The 22,379-nt window shown below is 47.9% G+C and carries 20 protein-coding genes; 9 read left to right on the forward strand and 11 right to left on the reverse strand.

Annotation, left to right across the window (positions count from 1 at the left end):
- Positions 1 to 58: 58 nt before the first annotated feature.
- From ABDZ76_RS14490 to ABDZ76_RS14505, 4 genes are all read right to left on the reverse strand, one after another.
- A complete protein-coding gene (locus ABDZ76_RS14490; RefSeq protein WP_343806844.1) occupies positions 59 to 2,788 on the reverse strand; it encodes a TonB-dependent receptor in 2,730 nt (909 codons plus the stop codon).
- A 114-nt stretch (positions 2,789 to 2,902) separates the two neighbouring features.
- Positions 2,903 to 3,862 carry a FecR family protein gene (locus tag ABDZ76_RS14495; RefSeq protein ID WP_343806847.1) on the reverse strand — a complete coding sequence of 320 codons (960 nt, stop codon included), beginning with the start codon at positions 3,860 to 3,862 and terminating at the stop codon, positions 2,903 to 2,905.
- A 102-nt stretch (positions 3,863 to 3,964) separates the two neighbouring features.
- Positions 3,965 to 4,492 carry an RNA polymerase sigma factor gene (locus ABDZ76_RS14500; protein WP_343806850.1) on the reverse strand — a complete coding sequence of 176 codons (528 nt, stop codon included), beginning with the start codon at positions 4,490 to 4,492 and terminating at the stop codon, positions 3,965 to 3,967.
- Positions 4,493 to 4,784: 292 nt separating this feature from the next.
- Positions 4,785 to 5,774, reverse strand: a complete 990-nt coding sequence (locus ABDZ76_RS14505; RefSeq protein WP_343806853.1) for a helix-turn-helix domain-containing protein — start codon at positions 5,772 to 5,774, stop codon at positions 4,785 to 4,787.
- A gap of 292 nt (positions 5,775 to 6,066) precedes the next feature.
- Between ABDZ76_RS14505 and ABDZ76_RS14510 the strand changes: the two genes are divergently transcribed.
- Entirely contained in the window at positions 6,067 to 7,053 is a 987-nt protein-coding gene (locus ABDZ76_RS14510) for a 3'-5' exonuclease (RefSeq protein ID WP_343806856.1), read from the forward strand.
- On the opposite strand, the gene ABDZ76_RS14515 is transcribed toward ABDZ76_RS14510, so the two are convergent.
- The 3 genes from ABDZ76_RS14515 to ahpC form a co-directional block, all read right to left on the reverse strand.
- The gene (locus ABDZ76_RS14515) at positions 7,043 to 7,954 is read right to left on the reverse strand and encodes a LysR substrate-binding domain-containing protein (protein ID WP_343806859.1); all 912 of its coding nucleotides are present in this window, start codon (positions 7,952 to 7,954) and stop codon (positions 7,043 to 7,045) included. The two genes, ABDZ76_RS14510 and ABDZ76_RS14515, sit on opposite strands and share 11 nt — an antisense overlap.
- 12 nt (positions 7,955 to 7,966) lie before the next feature.
- Complete coding sequence (gene ahpF, locus ABDZ76_RS14520; RefSeq protein WP_343806862.1) at positions 7,967 to 9,535, reverse strand: alkyl hydroperoxide reductase subunit F; 1,569 nt, start codon at positions 9,533 to 9,535, stop codon at positions 7,967 to 7,969.
- 83 nt (positions 9,536 to 9,618) lie between these two features.
- Complete coding sequence (gene ahpC, locus ABDZ76_RS14525) at positions 9,619 to 10,182, reverse strand: alkyl hydroperoxide reductase subunit C (RefSeq protein ID WP_184224240.1); 564 nt, start codon at positions 10,180 to 10,182, stop codon at positions 9,619 to 9,621.
- 243 nt (positions 10,183 to 10,425) lie between these two features.
- On the opposite strand from ahpC, the gene ABDZ76_RS14530 reads away from it, so the two are divergent.
- The 8 genes from ABDZ76_RS14530 (at position 10,426) to ABDZ76_RS14565 (ending at position 18,763) form a co-directional block, all read left to right on the forward strand.
- Entirely contained in the window at positions 10,426 to 11,097 is a 672-nt protein-coding gene (locus ABDZ76_RS14530) for an HAD family hydrolase (RefSeq protein WP_343806869.1), read from the forward strand.
- Complete coding sequence (locus ABDZ76_RS14535) at positions 11,094 to 12,056, forward strand: sugar-binding transcriptional regulator (protein WP_343806872.1); 963 nt, start codon at positions 11,094 to 11,096, stop codon at positions 12,054 to 12,056. Before ABDZ76_RS14530 ends, ABDZ76_RS14535 begins: the two co-directional genes overlap by 4 nt.
- A 246-nt stretch (positions 12,057 to 12,302) precedes the next feature.
- Positions 12,303 to 13,619 carry an ABC transporter substrate-binding protein gene (locus tag ABDZ76_RS14540; protein ID WP_343806875.1) on the forward strand — a complete coding sequence of 439 codons (1,317 nt, stop codon included), beginning with the start codon at positions 12,303 to 12,305 and terminating at the stop codon, positions 13,617 to 13,619.
- 176 nt (positions 13,620 to 13,795) lie between these two features.
- Complete coding sequence (locus tag ABDZ76_RS14545; RefSeq protein ID WP_343806878.1) at positions 13,796 to 14,668, forward strand: carbohydrate ABC transporter permease; 873 nt, start codon at positions 13,796 to 13,798, stop codon at positions 14,666 to 14,668.
- 1 nt (position 14,669) lies between these two features.
- On the forward strand, positions 14,670 to 15,503 hold the full coding sequence (locus ABDZ76_RS14550) for a carbohydrate ABC transporter permease (RefSeq protein WP_343806881.1): 834 nt from the start codon (positions 14,670 to 14,672) through the stop codon (positions 15,501 to 15,503).
- 20 nt (positions 15,504 to 15,523) lie between these two features.
- Positions 15,524 to 16,522: an ABC transporter ATP-binding protein gene (locus ABDZ76_RS14555; RefSeq protein ID WP_343806884.1), complete on the forward strand. Its 999-nt coding sequence runs from the start codon at positions 15,524 to 15,526 to the stop codon at positions 16,520 to 16,522.
- Positions 16,519 to 17,289, forward strand: a complete 771-nt coding sequence (locus ABDZ76_RS14560; RefSeq protein WP_343806887.1) for an L-iditol 2-dehydrogenase — start codon at positions 16,519 to 16,521, stop codon at positions 17,287 to 17,289. Before ABDZ76_RS14555 ends, ABDZ76_RS14560 begins: the two co-directional genes overlap by 4 nt.
- 1 nt (position 17,290) lies before the next feature.
- Entirely contained in the window at positions 17,291 to 18,763 is a 1,473-nt protein-coding gene (locus ABDZ76_RS14565; protein WP_343806890.1) for a mannitol dehydrogenase family protein, read from the forward strand.
- A gap of 52 nt (positions 18,764 to 18,815) precedes the next feature.
- Here ABDZ76_RS14565 and ABDZ76_RS14570 read toward each other — a convergent pair whose 3' ends face one another.
- From ABDZ76_RS14570 to ABDZ76_RS14585, 4 genes are all read right to left on the reverse strand, one after another.
- A complete protein-coding gene (locus tag ABDZ76_RS14570) occupies positions 18,816 to 20,132 on the reverse strand; it encodes an acetamidase/formamidase family protein (RefSeq protein ID WP_343806893.1) in 1,317 nt (438 codons plus the stop codon).
- A gap of 152 nt (positions 20,133 to 20,284) precedes the next feature.
- Positions 20,285 to 20,533, reverse strand: coding sequence for a YMGG-like glycine zipper-containing protein (locus tag ABDZ76_RS14575; protein WP_343806895.1), 249 nt, complete (start codon positions 20,531 to 20,533; stop codon positions 20,285 to 20,287).
- 215 nt (positions 20,534 to 20,748) lie between these two features.
- Positions 20,749 to 21,528, reverse strand: coding sequence for a DUF930 domain-containing protein (locus ABDZ76_RS14580; protein WP_343806898.1), 780 nt, complete (start codon positions 21,526 to 21,528; stop codon positions 20,749 to 20,751).
- A gap of 147 nt (positions 21,529 to 21,675) precedes the next feature.
- Complete coding sequence (locus tag ABDZ76_RS14585; protein WP_343806901.1) at positions 21,676 to 22,368, reverse strand: type 1 glutamine amidotransferase; 693 nt, start codon at positions 22,366 to 22,368, stop codon at positions 21,676 to 21,678.
- Between the last annotated feature and the right edge of the window lie 11 nt (positions 22,369 to 22,379).

Below are 22,379 nucleotides of genomic sequence, written 5' to 3' on the forward strand. Positions count from 1 at the left end.
ATGGCTTTGAGCTATGTATTCCAAGAGGGAGACATGTACTCCCTCTTGGAAGATGATTTTAGAATTTTGCAGTCATGTTGAGGCGGAAGGTGCGGCCTGGTGCCGGCATAAGAGCCGCGTTAAGCGCATCCATATAATATCTGTCCGTCAGGTTATCGATTGCGAAATCCAGCCTTGTTGCTTCATTGAAATTATAGCTGCCAAAAACATCAACCAATGTGTAAGGCTTCCACTTTCCCGGCTGAATTTCGTTTTGGGTTGCAGTCGTGCTTTCAGTAAAACGATGGGAATAATGCGAAACACGCGTACCAAGCATCAACCGATCATCAAACATTTTATAACCAAGCTCCAGCGTTACAGTGTCCTTTGGTGGCACATGCTGCAGCGCATAGCTATTGGCAAAACCGCCTTCGCTACAAAGCGCCTCCTGCTGCCACAAAGTACCCGGATTGGCACAAAAGCGCGAAGTTATTGTATGGTTCCAGCCTAAACGCGCGGTAAAATTACCAATCTGATAATCAGCGCTCAGCTCGATACCAGCCATCTTGGCATAATCCAGATTGATCATACCAAGACCACCCACATAACCTGCAATCGGTTCGTCATAAATGACATTCGAACGCGTCAGATAGTTCTTGATATGGTTATTATAATAAGCCGCATGAACACGGAACTGGTCACTGTTACCGGTTAGATCTTCAAAGGTTTTATTGACACCAAACTCGAAACTTCTGGCCTTTTCCGGCTCAAGTCCTGCCGGAAGATAAGCCGTTGAGAACCCTTTAAGCGTTTCAAAAATACTCGGCATACGAACTGTGTCTGAATAACGGCCATAAAGCTGCAAATCATCCAGCGGCTCCCAGTTCAGTGACGCATGATTGGAGATGCCATGCCCCGAAACATGGGTCACCTTGCCCGGAATAAGCTCATATTCAAAGTTCGGCCAATTGCCGATCATCTTCATGCTGTTATTGTCATCAGATGTGCGGAAACTGGAATAACGAATACCGGCTGCTGCCTTCCATTGCGGGTTGATTTCCCACTTACCGTTCATGAAAACATTTTTCTCGGTGCGTTTACCGGAACGTGGCGGAAACTCTGAATGGTTGATAACCCATTGCTTATCATCAATGTCTTTTGGCAGTCCAAGCGTCTCATGTTGCCAGCCGCCGCCATATTCCAGACGAAACTCACCTGGTACAGCTTCGATTAAGCTTTCATTGGAAACATTAATCCCGTTACGAATGGTTTGCGCATAGTTGACCGATGTCGACACTACTCCACCCCAACCCGGCAACAGATTGGTTGCGCGATGATCCATATCGGTGCGGAATGCATTGATTTTCAAATCAATCAGATCACTTTCGGGCGACCAACGATAGCGGGCATTATAGGTTTTAAGGTCAAGCGTATCAGGCTCTGATTGGAAAACCCCAATAGCACTGGTGTGTGTGCCGATACGTGTCGGCATAATTTCACCAAATTCACTGGTATAGCGCATGAAGCTCAGCTCCAATGCGTGATCAATGCCAAGCTGGAAGTTACCCTTGAATAAGAGGGATTCATTTTCCATGGAGGTGTTGAGAATTTCTTCTCCGCCCTTCCAAGGCGACAGGCCATCAAAGCCAATATTCGGAAAATCCGGATCGGTACTTTTATCAACAAAATATGGCTGGCCGCTGCCATGTTTGCCGGAGAAATAGTTGCCGTTTTTGCGCTTGGCATATGCCGCAACAAAGTCAACAAAATCCGAGCTGAAGGCCGCCGCGACACTGCCATTTCCACCGGTTGGGTTTAAGAAAGATGGCCGATCCATATTACCGCCATCACGAAGGTTAGGTTGTGTGCCAGGCTGGTACCACCCACCTTTCATACCGCCTTCGGTCATCACAGCTGGTGCTGAAGTACTGTTGGTATTGAACCCGCCACGCACGCGCACGCCAAACTGACGATCCGGCAATAGAATGTCATGCACACCCAGCGTTGTCATGCGAACAACACCGCCAATGGCACCATTCGCATCCGCTGCGCCACTGGCGCCTTTTTCAATGGAAACTTCGCTGATAAAATCAGGATCGACAAAGCTGCCAGAGCGTGCGCCATTATAGCCGCGGTAAACGGTTTGTTCCTGACTTGCACCATCAATAACAACCGGCACGCGACCCTGCCCTTGCAGGCCGCGAATATTAACATCAAGCGCGCCGGAATTTCGGCTGTCACCATTCAAAACCCCCGGAATGCCGGAGATAAAATCGCCAACTGATGTTCCGCGTTTTTGCTCAACTTCCTGCGCGGAAATATAATTGACCGAACCCGCAGTTTGATAAGTATCAGCATGGCTGCCCAAAATGCCGCCATTGCTGACTGTAATCGTGTTTAGATTGATAGAACCATCATCTGCTAAAACCACGCCCTCCGCATTTGCGGCGACGGAAGGGCTTTCAATGGTGACGGAATTTGCACCTGTTGAGCGCCAGATAAGGCCGGTGCCCGACAAAAGCGCAGATAGAATTTCGGTATTTGTGCCTTTGCCGTTAAAGCCTTTGGTGCGCAACTTGCTGGTAACACCTGCATCATAAACAAGCTGTAAGCCGGAAACATCAGCAAAACGGTTTAACGCTTGCGGCAACGGGCCAGCCGGGATGGAATGTTGCACAGAGGCTGTTTTCTGCTGCGCGATGGCCGGTTGCGTTGTTGCCGGCAGCAACACAGCAACAGACACTGTTGCCATCAACAATGCAAACAATCGGGAGTGCCCGCAACGCGGCATTGCAAATCGAGAATTCATCAAGAGCCCCTGTCTTCCTATATCACCCCGAAACCGGGTGAATGTGCTTTCGGTGGCTATGACGTTTGGGCTCGATAAAACCGGAGTAAAAAAATCAACAAATAATAAAATTTTTTATAGGTGGATTAAAATCACCAGATTTCCAAGTCTGGTATCATTGAAACCAAAGGACTTTTTGAGAGTATCAATGACAGCAACAATATCATTGGTTTCAAACACACCACTTACCCGTCGGGTACTGATGGAACTGTCAACGATGCGGATCATGCCTTTATGATAGCGGTTCAACTCATCAATCACATCGCCAAGCGGCTTATCAACAAAGATCAGCTTATGGCGTCTCCATGCGGTTTCTGATTGCGCATCAACCGACTGAACCGCAGACATTATGCCATTTTGATAGGAAACCCGCTGATCAGGGCCAAGCCGCACATTCTGCCCTTCCGGCAAAGCAGCAATTGCTACATGGCTTTCTACAACCGTAACTGTAGCCCCCTTCTCATCATCACGCACGGCATAGACCGTGCCCAGTGCGGTTGCCTCACCGCCATTGGCTTCAACCACGAATGGGCGCTGCGCATCGGCACTGACTGTAAAAACAGCCTCGCCTTTGAGAAGACGTAAACGCCGTTCGCTTGATGAATAGTGAACGGCAATCGCAGTGCCGCTGTTCATCTCGGCAGTGGAGCCATCAGGCAGATGCAGGGTTTGCACTTCCCCTGTTTCGGTATAGCCATCAGCAGAGATACGCGTTGCAAAATCACTATACCATGCGCCGCCGAGCAACAGAAAAAAACAGCTAAAAACAGCAGCAACCGGCATTGGTGCACGAAACCAATGGTTTTTTGTAATGATTGATGGCGACAGATGAGGCGCAGACGATATATCGGGCACATGAGCAAGCTCATGCCATGTACCGGAAATTTCTGCATAGGCCGCTCGATTTTCTTCACTCGCTATCAGCCAATTTTGAAAAAGCACCTCATCGGTTGCCGATAATGGCCCACCGTCCTGCCGAAAAAACCATTCAGCAGCTTCCTGCAATTTATCTGTTTCAACCTTATCCGACATCATGACCGGCTTGCCCCATCATCCGAGGAAAGTACAGACCAGTTATTATAAACGGTCACTTGATAAGACGTTTCAAAATATGAAAACCGCAAGTATAAGTTAAAATTATTCATGAGCCTTCAAACGCCGCGCGCAATAAACCGTGGCCACCGCTAAATGTTTTTCAACTGCGCTGCGCGTGATATTCATACGCTCAGCAATCTCTGCATGGGATAAATCGTCAAAACGACGTAAAACAAAACACTCCCGGCAACGCGGCGGTAGCTCTGAAACCGCCTGAACCAGAATAGCAAGCCTCTGCCGCGCAATTACTTCGCGCTCGGCATCAGGGCGTTCATCTGCCGGATCTGTCGCTTCTGACAGCACAAAATTGGCATTATTACGAGCCTTACGGCGATAATGATCGACGACGAGATTGCCTACAATGCGATAAAGATAGGCACGCGGATTAAGTGGTTGTTCGCCTGTTGATGTTACCAGTTTCAGGCAGGCTTCCTGCACCAGTTCTTCCGCAATCGTATCATCGCCGACTTTACGGCGTGCGTAAGCTTTCAATTCTCCATAGGAGTGTTCAATAATCTGAGTGAGGGACGCATGAGGATCTTCATCGTCAGAGCATATTATGGATGACACAAGCGTCTCCGCCGCACTTCAACAAGCTGTTGCCGGACTTGCACCATTCAACTTCACTTCCAATGCTAAACCTGACGCAATTTTTACGAAACCATTTTGGGTGATGGCTTTTGGGTAATTGGATCTCAGATCGCTTTGCCTAAAAGCCATGACATAAATAGTTGCATCATTTTGTCAAGTTTAAACTCAATTGTACCGAAGCCAGCTAATATCAAACTTTTAGAAGCTCTCATTCCAGTGACGAGTAGACATTATCATTCACATGGCCAAAAATATGTACGGAAAAGAGATATTAATCTTCTTCTGCATGACGCTCTTTTCTAAACACACTGGGGGTGACACCAGTCTCGCGCCGGAAGGACGTTGATAAGTGTGCAACATCTGAAAAGCCGCAAGCCACGGCAATAAATGAGATTGATAAATCAGATTGCTTTAAAAGCTTACGAGCGCGCTTGATACGGGTTAAAAAAATATACCGCGCAGGCGTACAATGCATTGATGAGTTAAAACGCTTGATAAAATTAGTACGGCTTACACCTGCAATCGCGGCAAGATCATTTGTTCTGATACTGCTGGTAAGATTGGCGTCAATATATTCAACTACGCGCTTTAATTGACTTGGATTTAGCGCATCATTTACACCATCAAATGCTGGTTCAAGCGCTTCTTCACTGAATTTACGTAAAAACTCTACAACCAATGCACGCGCTATATACTCCATTAAGAGTTCACTCTTTTGCGCGGAATTTTTTAAAGTATTTCTTAGTGATTGCACCAGCATGCTAATGGTAGAATTACTTCTAGCAATATTAGCTGGAAACAAAATTTTATACTTACCCGATTGATAAAACTTTCCAATAGCCTCTTCCACCAAACTACTTTTTATAAAAACATGAAAAGCTGTGATGGAGTTTTCCAGGTGAAAATCAATGGGCGCCTGATTACTGTTTATAAAAACATCATTGGGAGCAATAGTGAAATTTTCCTCAAGATCGTTAAACCTGACCTTAGCATTGGCAATATTTAATGGCATCATAAGCCATAAACCCGATCCTGCTCCATAGGTAAAATGGTAGGGGGCTTCCTCTGTCAAGGCAAAACAAACTGTTGAAGATTCTGCCATTTCATGACTCGAGCGGACAATATGAATGTCCTTATTCATAAAAATTGATGTTTGCGTAATAGGAAACATGTTCAACGCATTCAGTTTGCTAGCTAATTTTGTATCTGCTTTAGGCTCACAATCTGTGCTTTGCAGGGTATTGTTAGGGGCTAAATGCATTTTTCCTCACAAACATACAATTGGCAGAATAAAACTCATACTTGTATAACCTCAGATGCAACACCATTATATAAATATATACTGATCTTATTGTATAATAGTACATATTATTGAACGCTTTTCAAATTTTAAAAAACATTGCAAGTCAAACGTATTTATTGGAGAGGAAACTAAATCAATCTCAAGATGTGGTTAAAATCAACAGGCAGGTCTCAAACAGCACATATTTATGTTATAGAGCACTGCCTTAACCATGTTTATATATACCACTGCCGATATGAAAGCCTGTAATATGAAATCGACTGCCAGCCAATTCGATATGTTTGACGCCCAGACAGATCAGTTAGCGGACACCCAATCAACACTTTCATCACAGGTAAAATCAAAGACAAAACCCGTCGATACGGATGAAGCTTTGGCAAGCCGGTTAGAAAAAACTGGCCGCTTTCGTATTCTGCGCCAACTAACCCCACGCCCGATTATAGCAAGACAAGACAGCCCGTTTGAAAAATTGGCCATTGTCATTGATACGGAAACAACCGGCCTCAGCCATCAGACAGATCAGGTCATCGAGTTTGGTGCCGTCGCCTTTACCTATAATGATGACGGTAGTTTTGGTGATGTGGTTGGCGTGTTCAACGGCTTGCAGCAGCCAACAATTCCTATACCTGCCGAGATCACCCGCATTACAGGCATCACCAATGAAATGGTGCAAGGACAAGTGCTCGACATTAAAGCAATCGAGGCCATGATTGCACCGGCAGATTTAATCATTGCCCATAATGCCAAATTTGACCGGCCATTTTGCGAAAAACTCTCCCCCCTCTTTGCATCAAAGGCATGGGCTTGTTCTGTTGCGGAAATTAAATGGGCTGATCTTGGCTTTGAGGGCAGCAAGCTTGGCTATTTAGTCGGACAAGCAGGTCTTTTTCATAACGGGCACCGCGCCACTGATGATTGCCATGCTTTATTGGAAGTTATGGTGCAACCGGTCGGACGCAACAAAACAATTCCCTTTGCCGAGCTTCTACAAGCAAGCCGCGAATCTCGCATCCGCATTTATGCCGAAAACAGCCCCTTTGATTTAAAAGATCATTTAAAAAAAAGAGGCTATCGTTGGTCTGATGGCACAGATGGGCGCCCGAAAGCGTGGTGGACGGAAGTAGATGAAACCGACTATGCGGCTGAACTGGATTATCTGCGCACAGATATTTACCGCTGGAAAGATGCCGAGCCACTATCAATCCGCTTAACTGCAATGGATCGCTTTAAGGCTTGATTGAAGCATCCATAATTTCAGACCCAACTTGCGAAATCAAAGCAGCAAGTTTGCGCATAACATCGTTCTTTTTGCTGGAATTTCGCCAATACAGGCCAATCTCACGCCGGAAATCATCCGTTTCCAAAGGCAGATAAGAGATTTGTTGGTCAGCTCCTTGTTTGCCGCAAGCCAATTGCGGCAACAATGTCAGTCCCATACCAGCAATGACCATCTGCCGTAAAGTTTCAAGGCTGGTGCCGCGAAAATCATCATACTCATGCGCACCATAACGATGACACAGTGCCAATGCCTGATCCCGCAGGCAATGCCCTTCCTCCAACAACAAAACACGTTGCCCGCATAAAGCGCTGGATGACAATTTTTCATTCTTTGCCATCGCGTCTTTCGCTGGCACAGCCAGCCGAAACGGCTCGTTAAAAAGCTTAACACCTGTCAGCTGCGGATAATCCACTGGCAGTGCCAGCAAAGCGGTATCGATCTGCCCGTCCAGCAAACGCTGGATGAGAACCGTGCTTTTTTCTTCCGTCAGCAAAATTTCCATGGAAGGAAAGCTACGCATAAAGCGTGTTACGACATGGGGCAAAAGATAAGGCCCGAGAGTGGGAAACACGCCTAAATGCAGGCGCTGTGTGCCAGATTTGGCGTAACCTTCCGCCTCTTCACGTATTTGTGCCACTTCATGAAGGACAGTGCGCGCCCGTTTAACCGCAGCCTCACCGGCTTGCGTTAAAATGATACCGCGCGGCAAACGCTCAAATAAAGCAACACCGAGCTCTTCCTCAAGCTTGCGAATTTGTGTCGACAGCGTTGGCTGGCTCACAAAGCATCTTTCAGCCGCACGGTGAAAGTTGCGCTGTTCGGCCAGCGCAACTAAATATTCCAGATCACGAAGGTTCATAATAAGCCGGCTTTAAGCCGCCTTTTCTTCCGCTGGCAAACGGATCAGATAGTCGAAAGCGGCAAGCGATGCTCTCGAACCTTCACCCATCGCAATCACAATTTGCTTATAAGGCGCAATTGTACAGTCACCCGCAGCAAACACACCCGGCACTGAAGTGGAGCCGTAAATATCCGTAATGATTTCACCGCGTTCATTGAGCGACAATGTATCTTTAAGCCATTCAGTGTTCGGCACGAGGCCGATCTGCACAAATATGCCTTCCAGCGCAACCTTATGCACTTCACCGCTGACGCGGTCTTCATAGACCAAGCCAGTGACGCGCTTGCCATCACCGGTCACTTCAGTGGTTTTGGCAGACGTCAAAATCGTTACATTCGGCAGGCTTTTCAGCTTACGCTGAAGCACATCATCAGCACGCAGAACTTTATCATATTCAATCAGTGTGACGTGGCTGACAAGACCTGCCAGATCAATGGCTGCTTCCACACCCGAATTACCGCCGCCGATCACGGCAATCTTCTTGCCTTTAAACAAAGGGCCATCGCAATGCGGGCAGAAGGCAACGCCTTTATTAATATAATCCTGTTCACCCGGCACATTCATTTTACGCCAGCGTGCACCGGTCGACAAAATAACCGAAGTACCGGTCAAGCTTGCGCCTGATGCCAGTGTTACTTTGAAACCAGCTGAAATCTGCTCAAGCTTCACAGCCTGCTGGCCATTGATAATTTCTGCGTCATACTGGCGAACATGTTCTTCCAGCGCACGGGCAAGCTTTGGCCCTTCCGTATGCGGCACAGAAATCAGGTTTTCAATCGACATCGTATCCAGCACCTGACCGCCAAAGCGCTCAGCCACAATGCCAGTGCGGATACCTTTTCGTGCCGCATAAACGGCAGCCGCCGCACCGGCAGGACCGCCACCAACAATCAGCACATCAAAAGGTGCTTGTTCGTTGATTGCTTCGACAGCGCGCGCACCGGCACCGGTATCAATTTTAGCCAGAATTTCTTCTGCGCCCATACGGCCAGAGCCAAATACTTCACCGTTGAGGAAAATCGACGGGACAGACATAACCTGACGTTCAGAAACTTCTTCCTGAAACAGAGCGCCGTCAATGGCGACATGCTCAATGCCAGGGTTCAAAACAGCCATCAAATTCAGCGCCTGCACAACGTCCGGGCAGTTCTGACAAGACAGCGAATAGTAAGTTTCAAAACGGAAATTGCCTTTTAAATTACGGATCTGATCAATCAGCGCCTGCTCAACCTTTGGCGGATAACCACCAACCTGAAGCAGTGCCAGCACCAGTGAGGTAAATTCATGGCCAAGCGGAAGGCCGGCAAACGTCAGATGAATATCTTCACCTGGCGCATTGAGTGCGAAAGAGGGAATACGCGCCCCTGCGATTTCGCCATGCTTGATGGTAATTTTATCGGACTGTTCGCGAATTTGTTCAAGAAGCTGCATCAGCTCGCGTGATTTAGCATCCTCACCGGTAAAAGCCGTGATTTCAACCGGACGAACCAAACGTTCCAGATAGCCCTTGAGCTGGGTTTTCAAGTTCGTATCGAGCATACTTTATTCCTCTACAAAAAAACGATGACAGTCATCAGGCGGCTGTGGGAGCCAGCCGCCTGAGTTTTAATGTTTGAACAAAATTAGATTTTGCCAACCAGATCGAGTGAAGGAGCAAGAGTTGCTTCGCCTTCCTGCCATTTTGCAGGGCAAACTTCACCTGGATGCGCACGGACATACTGCGCAGCTTTGATTTTACGAACCAGATCAGACGCATCACGGCCAATACCTTCAGCAGTAATTTCCATAGCCTGAATGATACCATCCGGATCAACGATGAAAGTTGCACGGTCTGCAAGACCCTGGCCTTCACGCATAACGCCAAAGTTGTTGGTTACAACACCGCTTGGATCGCCAAGCATGGTGTAGTTGATCTTGCCGATTGTTTCGGAAGAATCGTGCCATGCCTTGTGGGTGAAATGTGTGTCGGTTGACACGGAATAAACTTCCACACCCATTTTCTGCAGTTCTTCATAATGATCTGCAACGTCACCTAATTCTGTCGGGCAAACAAAAGTGAAGTCGGCAGGATAGAAGAAAAAGACGGCCCATTTGCCCAATACATCTTCTTCAGTCACGGAAATGAACTTGCCCTGACGGTAGGCCTGCGCGAGGAAAGGTTTGATCTGTGTATTTACGTTTGCCATTGATGCACTCCTATCAGAATGGTGTCTGCAGTGCATATAGTGGTTATTTTGCAATTTTCCAAATCAATTAAAATTCTTTTATTGATAGCTTTTGCCTATCAATAAAAGAATTTCGATAAAGGATAAGATTATTGGAAATCCATGCCAAAATCCGACGTCTTTTTCGTAACTTCTGGCAGATTATTTGCCTTTCACGTTTTGCATAACATGATGTAGTCTTTGGTCAGGGTGTAAGAGGACGAGGTGGTCAAAATTATTGATCTCATCATTTTTGATTGTGATGGCGTATTAATTGATAGTGAAATTATCAGCGCCACAATGCTGATCAAAGAACTCTCGAAAATCGGCATCGATATAGATCGCGATTATGTGGCAAAACATTTTCTGGGGCGCAGCTATCCAACGGTGTTTTCTACCATTCGTTCGGATTTCGGCGTTGAACTGCCGCCTTCCTTTGAAAATCAATATCGTGAGCAGCTTTTAAAAGCTTTTGATACAATGCTGGAGGTCATTCCTGGTGTTGAGCAGGTGTTGCGCACTGCCACGTTACCATGGTGTGTGGCCACTTCATCCAGTTTGCCCCGTGCCGAGAAATCACTGGAGCTGACCGGTTTGCGCGGCTTAACAGCCGACCGGCTTTTTACTGCCAGCATGGTTGCAAACGGTAAGCCTGCGCCCGATCTTTTCCTTCATGCCGCCGCCAAGATGAAGGTCTTGCCTGAGCATTGTCTTGTAATTGAAGACAGCCTTAACGGTATAAGGGCTGCGCGCGCGGCAGGCATGAAAGTCTGGCACTTTACAGGGGGAAGTCATATGAAAGGGCAAGATCTTTACGAATCGGATGATGCACGGCCTGACTTCCGGTTTGATGACTTTTCAAATTTCCAGCGATTATTAGAACAGAAATTTCAATGAGTGCTGCCCCGATAAACCGACCTGATAGCGATTTGAAATCCGACGATGCTGTTGCACGTGCAGGTTGGCTTTATTATGCCGGTGGCATGACACAAGACCAGATTGCTGCCGAAATGGGCATCTCGCGCCAACGCGCACAGCGTCTTGTCAGCCGTGCTGTTGCCAATGGCTTGATCAAAGTAAGACTTGAACATCCGCTCGCGGCTTGCTTGGAATTAGAAGCCCGATTACGTGATCGTTACGGGCTTATTGAATGTCGTGTTGCGCCCATGCTCGGCGTAAGCGCTGATCCAGCCCGTGTTATCGCTCCTGCTGCGGCGTCGCTTTTTGAAAAAGTTTTAGCGCGGGCAGAGCCGCAGGTCATCGGTGTCGGCACTGGCCGCGCGTTACGTGCGATGTCTGATGAATTGCAGGAAGGTACCTGCGACAGGCACCGTTTAGTGTCGCTGATCGGAAATATTTCAATTGATGGTTCTGCAACCATGTTTGAAGTTATTCTCTATATCGCATCGCGTTTGAATGCTCCGCATTATCCAATGCCGGTTCCTGTCATCAGCAGCAATCGCGAAGAACGTGATGCCTTTCTTGCTTTAAAACCTGTGCAGGCAGTGCATCGTTTGGGGCGAAAAGCCGATGCGATTTTTGTCGGCATTGGCCAGATGAACAATCAGGCTCCCCTCTTCCTTGACGGCTTTGTCAGCGAGCAAGAATTGAGCGAAGTGCGCTCCCTTGGTGGGATCGGTGAAGTCGCCGGACATATTTATGATGCCAATGGTCATTATATCGACAGTGAAATTCATGGCCGGATGGCCGGAATTCGTGTGGAGCCGAGATTAGAGCGCTTAGCTGTCGGCATTGCGGCAGGTGCCAGTAAAATTGATGCCATACGCGGTGCGCTCAACGGGCGTATTATCAATGGTCTGGTGACCGATGAGGCAACTGCGACGGCACTGCTTTAGTGCCCGTTTATAATATCAGCGGATAAAACGACTCGGCCAAGCCATCTCGTTGCCCGCTTATTTCACAATTTCAAACCATCCTTCAGTCGTGATCTAACGATCGCGATGCTTGGTTCCTTATGCTTTTGTATGAGGTTACAGCTTTGTTACAGGCATTTCCAGAAATAGAACTTGACAGAATTGTGTCGCTGTCGAATATTTGACCAACGATCGAATAATTGCTCAATATTCTCTGGGAGGGGTAAAATGTCGGTAACTATACGTGGATTGGTTGGCGCCGGTTTTATGGCTGCACTGTCGGTAGCGGCAAGCGCGGAAACCATCACGGTCGCAACTGTTAATAATGGTGACATGATCCGTATGCAGGGTCTTATGTCCGAGTTTAAAGCACTTCATCCAGACATTGATGTCGAATGGGTCACGTTAGAAGAAAATGTACTTCGTCAACGTGTCACGACAGATATTGCTACAAAGGGCGGTCAATATGATGTCCTAACGATCGGCAATTATGAAGTGCCGATTTGGGCCAAACAAGGCTGGCTTCTGCCACTTGAAAAGCTTGGTGACGACTACGACGCCGCAGATATTCTGCCGGCCGTTGCGGCATCCGTCAGCTTGGACGACAAGCTTTATGCGGTGCCGTTTTATGCAGAAAGTTCGATGCTGATGTATCGCACTGATCTGATGGAAAAAGCCGGACTGAAAATGCCTGAAAACCCGACTTGGGAATTCGTGCGTGAAGCAGCAGAAAAAATGACCGACAAAGGCGCCGGTGTTTTTGGCATCTGCTTGCGTGGTAAAGCTGGCTGGGGTGAAAACATGGCGCTGTTGCCAGCCATGTCCAACTCCATGGGTGCCCGTATGTTCGACATGGACTGGAAGCCACAGTTTGACAGTCCTGAGTGGAAAAAAACCATTGATACATATCTTGACCTGATGACCAATTTTGGCCCTCCAGGTGCATCTTCCAACGGTTTCAACGAAACATTGGCTTTGTTCCAGACCGGTAAATGCGGCATGTGGATTGATGCAACGGTTGCTTCCTCGTTCATTTCCAATCCGAAAGATTCAACCGTTGCCGATAAGGTCGGTTTTGCCAAATCGCCAAGCGGTGAAGGCATCGATAATCACGGTAACTGGCTCTGGTCCTGGAACCTTGCTATTCCAAAAACCTCCAAGAAAGCCGATGCAGCACAGGCATTTGTCGCTTGGGCAACATCGAAAGCCTATCTTGATCTGGTTGCCGAAAAAGAAGGCATTGCCAATGTACCGCCAGGCACCCGTACTTCACTTTATGAAAATCCTGAATATCTGAAGGCGGCACCATTTGCCAAAGTGACATTGGATGCAATCATGGCAGCCAATACACAAACACCATCCGTTCAGGATGTGCCTTATACGGGTGGCCAGTTTGTCGCCATCCCCGAATATCAGGCAATTGGTACAGCTGTCGGACAGCAGTTTTCGGCAGCGCTGGCAGGCAGTGTCACCGGCGATGCGGCCAGAGCCACTGCACAGCAGTTGGCAACCCGCGAAATGACACGCGGTGGTTACATCAAGTAAGCGCAAACAATTCAAAGACCCGCCCTTTCAGTCAAATGAAGGGGCGTGTCTTTCGCTATATGCGGCTATGAAAACCGCATTTGTGCATTCCGGCAATCAACGACATTCCATCATGATTTTTTTACGCGATACATCATCGTTTACAATCATGAAAGTTCAGACAAGGGTAAAAACCCATGGCCACACAAGCATCACGCTCGGCAAGTCGCCTGATGATTTCGCCTGCTGTCATCCTGCTATTATTATGGATGATCGTACCGCTGGCCATGACCATCTGGTTTTCATTTCTGCGCTATAATCTTTTAATGCCTGATGCGGTCAGCTTTTCAGGTTTTGAAAACTACCATTATTTTTTCACCGATCCTGCCTTCTGGCCTGCCCTCTTCAACACATTAATACTGGTGCTTGGCGTGCTGGCCATCACGACAATCGGCGGCACTTTGCTGGCTTTATTGCTGGATCAACCGATGTTTGGACAAGGCATCGTTCGTGTGCTGGTGATTGCACCCTTCTTTATCATGCCAACGGTGTCGGCCTTGGTATGGAAAAATATGTTTTTTAATCCGGTCAACGGTTTATTCGGATGGGCTGCACGCAGTCTTGGTTTCGCGCCGATTGATTTTCTTGCGCAATATTCTTTGCTGTCGATCATCATTATTGTGGCGTGGCAATGGTTGCCCTTTGCAACGCTTATTCTTTTGACCGCATTGCAATCACTTGACCGCGAACAATTGGAAGCAGCCGAAATGGACGGCGCCGGACCAGTTTCACGGTTTTATTATATCATGCTGCCGCATCTGGCGCGTGCAACAACCGTCGTTATCCTGATCCAGACAATCTTCCTGTTATCTGTTTTTGCAGAAATTCTGGTGACAACCAATGGCGGCCCCGGCACGTCTTCCACCAATCTGACCTATCTCGTTTACGCACAATCACTGCTGCAATTTGATGTCGGGCTTGGTTCGGCTGGCGGTATCGTTGCGGTTATTTTGGCAAATATAGTTGCGATTTTCCTGATGCGGATGATCGGTCGCAATCTGGAGATGTGAGATGAGCAACCGTAACACCAGCACCAAACGTTATCTTGCATTCACCCTTTTGGCGTGGTGCATCGCACTGATCATTTTCTTTCCAATTCTTTGGACCATTTTGACGTCGTTCAAAACGGAGGCCGATGCCATTGCCAGTCCGCCTAAATTCCTGTTTTTCGACTGGACGCTTGAAAGCTACCGCACCGTACAAGAGCGCTCGAATTACTTCCTGCATTTCCGCAATTCAGTGATTATTTCGCTGGGATCAACCGTCGTTGCTTTAATCATCGCCATTCCGGCCGCATGGTCGATGGCTTTTGTTCCGGGCAAGCGCACCAAAGATGTGCTGATGTGGATGCTGTCGACCAAAATGATGCCAGCTGTCGGTGTGCTGATACCGATCTATATGCTGTTTCGCGATGCTGGCCTGCTTGATAATCTCATTGGTATCACCGCGATACTCACACTCATTAATCTGCCCATCGTCGTGTGGATGCTTTACACTTATTTCAAAGAAATTCCGGTGGAAATTCTGGAGGCAGCACGTATGGATGGCGCAAATTTGCGCGCCGAGATCATCTATGTTCTCACGCCAATGGCCATTCCGGGTATCGCATCGACTTTGCTGCTGAATATCATTCTTGCATGGAATGAAAGCTTCTGGACGCTCAATCTGACGACCGCCAATGCGGGGCCGCTCACAACTTTTATTGCCAGCTACTCCAGTCCTGAAGGACTATTTTACGCCAAACTTTCCGCGGCTTCTACACTCGCCATTGCCCCTATTCTTATTCTTGGCTGGTTCAGCCAAAAACAATTGGTGCGCGGCCTGACATTCGGCGCTGTCAAATAAGCGGTTTAAAGGAACAAAATATGGGACAGATCGAACTCAAAAGCGTCACAAAAAGCTTTGGCTCCACGCAGGTTATCCACCCATTGGATCTTGCCATTAATAAGGGTGAGTTTGTCGTTTTTGTCGGGCCTTCCGGCTGTGGTAAATCCACGCTTTTGCGTCTTATTGCAGGCCTTGAAGATATATCATCAGGCAATATCCAAATTGATGGCAAAGATGCAAGCAATCTGGCACCTGCCAAACGCGGATTGGCTATGGTGTTTCAGTCTTATGCGCTTTATCCGCATATGAGCGTACGCAAAAACATTGCATTCCCGCTTAAAATGGCCGGAATGGCGCAAAGCGAGATTACCAAAAGGGTCGAAGGTGCAGCTGAAACCTTAAACCTGACAGCCTATCTTGACCGTCGTCCGGGGCAGCTTTCCGGTGGCCAGCGCCAGCGCGTCGCAATTGGACGTGCCATTGTGCGCGAACCTTCTGCCTTTCTGTTCGACGAACCATTATCAAATTTGGACGCAGCTCTGCGCGTCAACATGCGCCTTGAGATTGCCGAACTGCACCAAAAACTGAAAACCACCATGATCTATGTCACCCATGATCAGGTTGAAGCGATGACGCTCGCCGACAAAATTGTGGTGATGCAGGCAGGCCGTATTGAACAAATCGGCACTCCGCTTGAACTTTATCACAAACCCAAAAACCGCTTCGTCGCCGGTTTTATCGGCAGCCCTAAAATGAATTTCATTGAAGGTGCGCCAGCCAGCACCAAAGATGCACATGCAATCGGTATTCGTCCTGAACATATAACCGTCAGCAATGATGAGGGCTTATGGTCAGGCACTGTCACGCTCGCAGAGCATATGGGCTCCGATACCTATCTGCATGTCCAGACAGAACATGGCCTCGTCAATGTGCGCGTTGATGGCGCTTTTACCTCGCATAGCGGCGATCATGTATTTTTAAGCCCGCAAGAACATCAAATTCACCGCTTTGACAGCGAAGGACTGGCCTTGTCATGAGATTGAAAGATAAAACCGCCATCATCACCGGTTCTGCACGCGGCATCGGCAAGGCTTTTGCCGCACGCTACGTGGCCGAAGGGGCACATGTGGCAATCGCCGATATCAATCTGGCTGCTGCCGAAGCCACCGCCAAAGAAATAGGCCCGCAGGCTTTCGCTGTTCATCTTGATGTAACAAGCCAAGAAAGCATTGATGAAGCGATTAAAACTATTGAAGAAAAACGGGGCGGTATTGATATTTTGATCAATAATGCCGCGCTTTTTGATCTCGCCCCTATCGTTGATATTACTCGCGAAAGTTACGACAAGCTTTTCGCGATCAATGTTTCAGGAACACTTTTCACGATGCAAGCTGTCGCCCGTTCGATGATTGAGCGTGGCAAGGGCGGAAAAATCATTAATATGGCCAGTCAGGCGGGGCGACGCGGCGAAGCATTGGTAGCTGTTTATTGCGCCACCAAGGCCGCAGTCATTTCCTTGACCCAATCGGCCGGTTTGAACCTCATCAAACATGGCATTAACGTCAACGCGATTGCCCCTGGTGTCGTTGATGGCGAGCATTGGGACGGGGTCGATGCTCTATTCGCGAAATTTGAAAACCGGCCTATTGGCGAAAAGAAAAAAATAGTCGGCGCTGAAGTACCGTTTGGTCGTATGGCGCAAGCAGAAGACTTAACCGGAATGGCGGTTTTCCTTGCCTCAAAAGATGCCGATTACATCGTTTCCCAGACATATAATGTCGATGGCGGCAATTGGATGAGCTGACATGAAAATTTCAAATGCAACGCTTGATCAACTGCCCGCAAAAATCCAACGCCCGAATTATAACCGCTCAGAACTTAAAGCGGGGATTGTCCATATTGGTTGCGGTAATTTCCATCGTGCCCATATGGCTGTTTATCTGGATGACCTCTTCAATCTTGGTGAACGGCATGAATGGGCGATCATCGGCGCGGGCGTGCGCGCCAATGATGCGCAGATGCGCGAAGACTTGGCCACGCAGGATTACATGTCATCGGTCATCGAACTTGATCCGGACGGTGTGAATGCGCGCATTGTCGGTGCAATGATCGACTTTTTACCTGTCGAAAAAGCGAACCAATCCTTGATCGCAGCTATGGCAACAGAAACGATCCGTATCGTGTCGCTGACTGTGACGGAGGGTGGTTATTATATTGACCCTAAAACGGGTAGTTTTTCCGCAAGTCACGCTGATATTATTCATGATGGTGCGCATCCTGAGCAACCGGAAACTGCTTTTGGTGCCATCATTGCGGCATTAAAACTGCGCTTTCAGCGCGGTTATAAACCCTTTACCGTCATGAGCTGCGATAATGTTCCGCATAATGGCAATGTCACACGCGATGCGGTCGTCGGACTTGCGACATTGTCCGATCCGGATTTTGCGCAATGGATTGCTGATAATGTGGCCTTTCCAAACAGTATGGTGGACCGTATCACGCCTGCAACCGGCATGCGTGAGCGTGAACTTGCCCATTCACTTGGGGTTGACGACAAAGCACCGGTGACATGCGAGCCATTCCGTCAATGGGTGATGGAGGACAATTTCCCGGCCGGCCGGCCGCCGTTGGAAAAAGTCGGCGTTACTTTTACCGATCAGGTGCACCGTTTCGAGACGATGAAAATCCGCATTCTCAACGGCGGTCATGCGATTATCGCTTATCCGGCTGGTTTGCGCGACATTGAATTTGTGCATGAGGCAATGCAGGATGATCAAATTTGCGCCTTCCTCGACCATATTGAAAGCACCGAAATTCTACCGGTTGTGCCGCCTGTACCCGATACAAATCTGGCAGCCTATCAAAACCTGATCGTAGAGCGGTTTTCCAATCCGGATATTGGTGACACCATACGACGGCTTTGCTTAGACGGTTCTAATCGCCAGCCCAAATTTATCATCCCGTCAATCAGGGATGTTATCGCTCAAGGTGGCAACGCATCAGGCTTGATTTTATTATCGGCTTTATGGTGTCGCTATTGTTTTGGAACGAGCGAAAATGGCAAAGATATTGCTCCCAATGATCCGAATTGGGATCGCTTGCAAGCATGCGCCATTGAAGCCCGTAACAATCCTGTCGCATGGCTGGAAATGCGTGAGATTTATGATGATTTGAGTGAAAATGCTGCTGTTGTTGAAGCATTTAGTGCAAGTCTCAATGCTATATGGCACGAAGGCAGCCAAGCTGTGATCGCACGGTTTTTGGCAAAAGGTGCATAATCAAATACATGCAAGAGGTAAAAAAGCGGAGCCGAAGCTCCGCTTTTTTATTTCAAAGATTATATTGCTGGCGGGCAATGTCGCCTAAACCTGCTTTATCAAGTGCGCGTAATGGTGCAAGGAATGTCACCTGAATAACACCCGGATCGCGGCCGATCTCAATACCACCATTAATCGTGGCACGATTTTTTACTTCCGGCACAGTCATGCCAAGAAGTTTAGCCGCCCGTTTCAAGCCATTAGCAATCGCATCATTCATATTAGCAGCAGTGCCAATCACAGAAATCGGAGCCACCTCTTCCACTTCTGTCACGCCCCATTGCTCAGCCAGTTTAGCCGCGCGCTTCTTTTCTTCGGTGCTGAACGGCTTGGCAAGTGGTGGCAAATCCTCAACAAGCGGGAATAAAACAGGCCCGTCATTATTGTAATTCTTCATCACCTCAACCTGAAGTGTGGCGCTGCCTGCCACATCCATTGTGTGGCCGGCAATCTCGCCATCGCCTTGGGACGCATGCATATCGCCCATATAGACACCTGCACCCTGCACTTTGACAGGGCACACTAAAACTGCCCCTGCCCGCACGGCATCAATATCCATATGGCCGTCTGTTTTATGCTGCAAAAGCTCCTCTTGGCTGAGGGCATAAGGGTGTGGAGCACCAATCAAAAACGAGCCAAAATCACCGGCATTATGAGAATCCGGAATGGCTTTGGATGGCGTTGTGCCTAATTGCCCTAAAAACGGACGCATACGCACAATTGCGCCGACCAGATCTGCCGGAGCATAATTGAGGATGGAGTGCTGAACCGATTGATCGGGAAGAGAAGCATAATGGTTTGCGTCCTTGGCAATACGCTCAGCTGCTGTCTGATGGAGTGTAACCCCCACATCCTGCGTTTCCGCAAAAACCACCGTGTAACCATGCTCCATATGGAAAGGTTTAATCGGATTGCCACATTTATTACAGCGAACGGAATCCTGCCCAACACCCTCAATATGGGTTTCCGGCCAGACCTCATCGCAGGTCGGGCATTTGGCCGCGACAAAAGGATCACCTAAACAATAAACATTTGAAACACTATCATTGCCGGAGGCGGTTGCCAAAGATGTGACAGTAATATCCCGGATGCGGATAACAATACCGTCACCGATCTCGGCGCCCTCAATGTAAACCGGCTTTGTCACCTCATGCCCACCACGCAAACGCGGCGTAATCATCGGCCCCCAGCAGCCGGGTGCGGTGTTGGCAATAATTGTGCCACCACTTTGCAAAGGCCCGAGCATCGACTCATCAGGGTCCAGAATACTATTGGTAAAACCATCCACGACAACGCTACGTTTCGCCGTCTTTACTGGTATGCTCGTCATAATCGTTCTCCTGTATTATGAAAGCCGCAAGCAATCATAAGCTCAATATAGGGCACGACAAGTGACGATATTGTGTTTTGAAAACAGAAATTGAATTTTAAAAATCATAAGCCCCGTCACAGATCATGTAACGGGGCTTATTTTTATAGAAATTATCGTTTGCAGGAAGCTGTGTAAATACGACCGTTTCTGTCACGATATTCGCATTTACCGTTACGCAAAGTACGTACCAAATAACCCGTACCCGCACCTGCTGCCGCACCAATCAAAGCGCCTTTGCCACCACCGGCAATACCACCGATTGCAGCACCTGCAGCGGTGCCGATGCTCAAATCTTTTTCTGTTGTGGTACAGGCCGCCAATGCAAGCACAGCAGCCAAAGCCAAACTAACTTTCAACATCTCATCCTCCACGGTTACCGGCAAAAACTCGATAACCTATTTGCATTTTAAAATTTCTTGCCCGCATCTGCTCAAAAAACAAGCAATCAAAGGCTACGCCCAGTCCGGTATTATGTAAAGTGTAATAGATTTAAAACGCAATGAGCGTCATATAGTTCCCTCATCCCAAACTATAATTTATCTATTCTTATATGGGCGTAATAGCTCAGCCTATTTTAATCTAACGGCAAACCTCTGCTCTTCAACTCAGCAGCAGCAATCGCATCGCCGATTGAATAACGAAATGAGGAAACTTTCATTTCAGCGGCATCAATTTCACAGTTGAAATCTAATTCATACCATTTCGAATGGCTGCGAAATGCACCGCCTGACATTTTCAAACTGGTTTCTGTCAGCACTCCACCTTTACGCGCCATCATATCCGGTGGCGTATTCGGGCGGTTATGACGAATTTGTTCCAAAGCTTCAATGCCGCAAATCTGGCTCACCCGCTCTGTCGATGAGAGTTGTCCCAAGGCCTGCTTTACACGCGGATCGGAAAGTGCGCCCTCAGAATAAATTTTCTTAGCCTTTTTCATGGCTTTTGCTGGTTTTTCCTGATTACCGACTGAAGTGTCAGATTTTTCAGTACTTAAAACCGGTTCGCTCACCTGAGCCTGTTCTTCCTGTTGCGGCACATTATCCTCAGCTGTTTCACTTGCTTCAGGTTGTGGCGTTTCAACAGGCGTTAAAGCCTCGACTTCGGTCTTTTCTTCATCCGTATTGGATGCAGATTCAAATGCTTGTGGCGCTTGTGAAGCTTCAGCGCTTTCTTCAATAATTTGTTCAACTGAAGCAGGTGCTGGGGGTGCTGGTGGCTCCACCAGCTCTACCGGCACATTGTCAGGCACATTATTTGAAGCAGGAATTGGCAATGTCAAAAGCAAAAATGCAAGAACAGCAAGATGCAGCCCAACAGATATGAAGCCACCCAACATGCTATTTTTATCCGGCATTAATGCTGCATCTCTTCATTCACTTTTATCGGCGCTATAATTAGCAATGTTTCAAATAAAGAGTATAATGCGGATAAGTCAACAATGGGAGCAAAGAGCACCAGAAAGCTGCTCTTTGCCACAGATTAAATGATTAAATCGCAGCACTTAATGCTGATTTTGGCGGAAAAGCTCTGCCACTTCATTTGCCATTTTTACGGATGTATTTGCTTGCGATTGCAAATCTGCCAAGGCAGCATCAGCGATATGTTCCGGAAAACGACTGCCACGAAAACGCTTAGCCATATCGGCGATATAAGCTGGAGAAAATTCGGGGTGAAACTGCACTGAAAGTGCTGGAAAATCATAGCGCAATGCCCCAAGCGGGCAAAATTCATTACCGCCAACAGATTTGGCACTTTCAGGCGCTTGCACCACCTGATCCTGATGCAAAACAAGCACCGGATTATCCTCATTATGAAGCTGATATTTTTGCGTGCCGAAGCCCCAGCCTTTATCCGATTTTTCGACAATGCCGCCATAGGCCTGCGCCATGATCTGATGACCGAAACAAATACCGCATAAGGGCATTTTTGCATCACGCAAACGGACTAAAAATGCCTCTAATTGCGCAATCCATTCAATCTCATCATAGACACCGTGTCTGGAGCCGGAGATCACATAAGCATCAAAACCAGCTGGATTTTCCGGCAGTTTCTCACCTGAAACCACCGATATTGTCTCAAAACTGGCTTCCGGCAATGCTGGTTTCAACCAATTTTCAATCATCACCGGATAGGTGCCAAATTCCGTCTGACACTCTTCTGGCGGCAGACCGGTTTCAATAATACAAACCCGCATTTCTTTTTTCC

This window comes from Paenochrobactrum glaciei (assembly GCF_039522165.1).
Lineage (GTDB): Bacteria > Pseudomonadota > Alphaproteobacteria > Rhizobiales > Rhizobiaceae > Paenochrobactrum > Paenochrobactrum glaciei.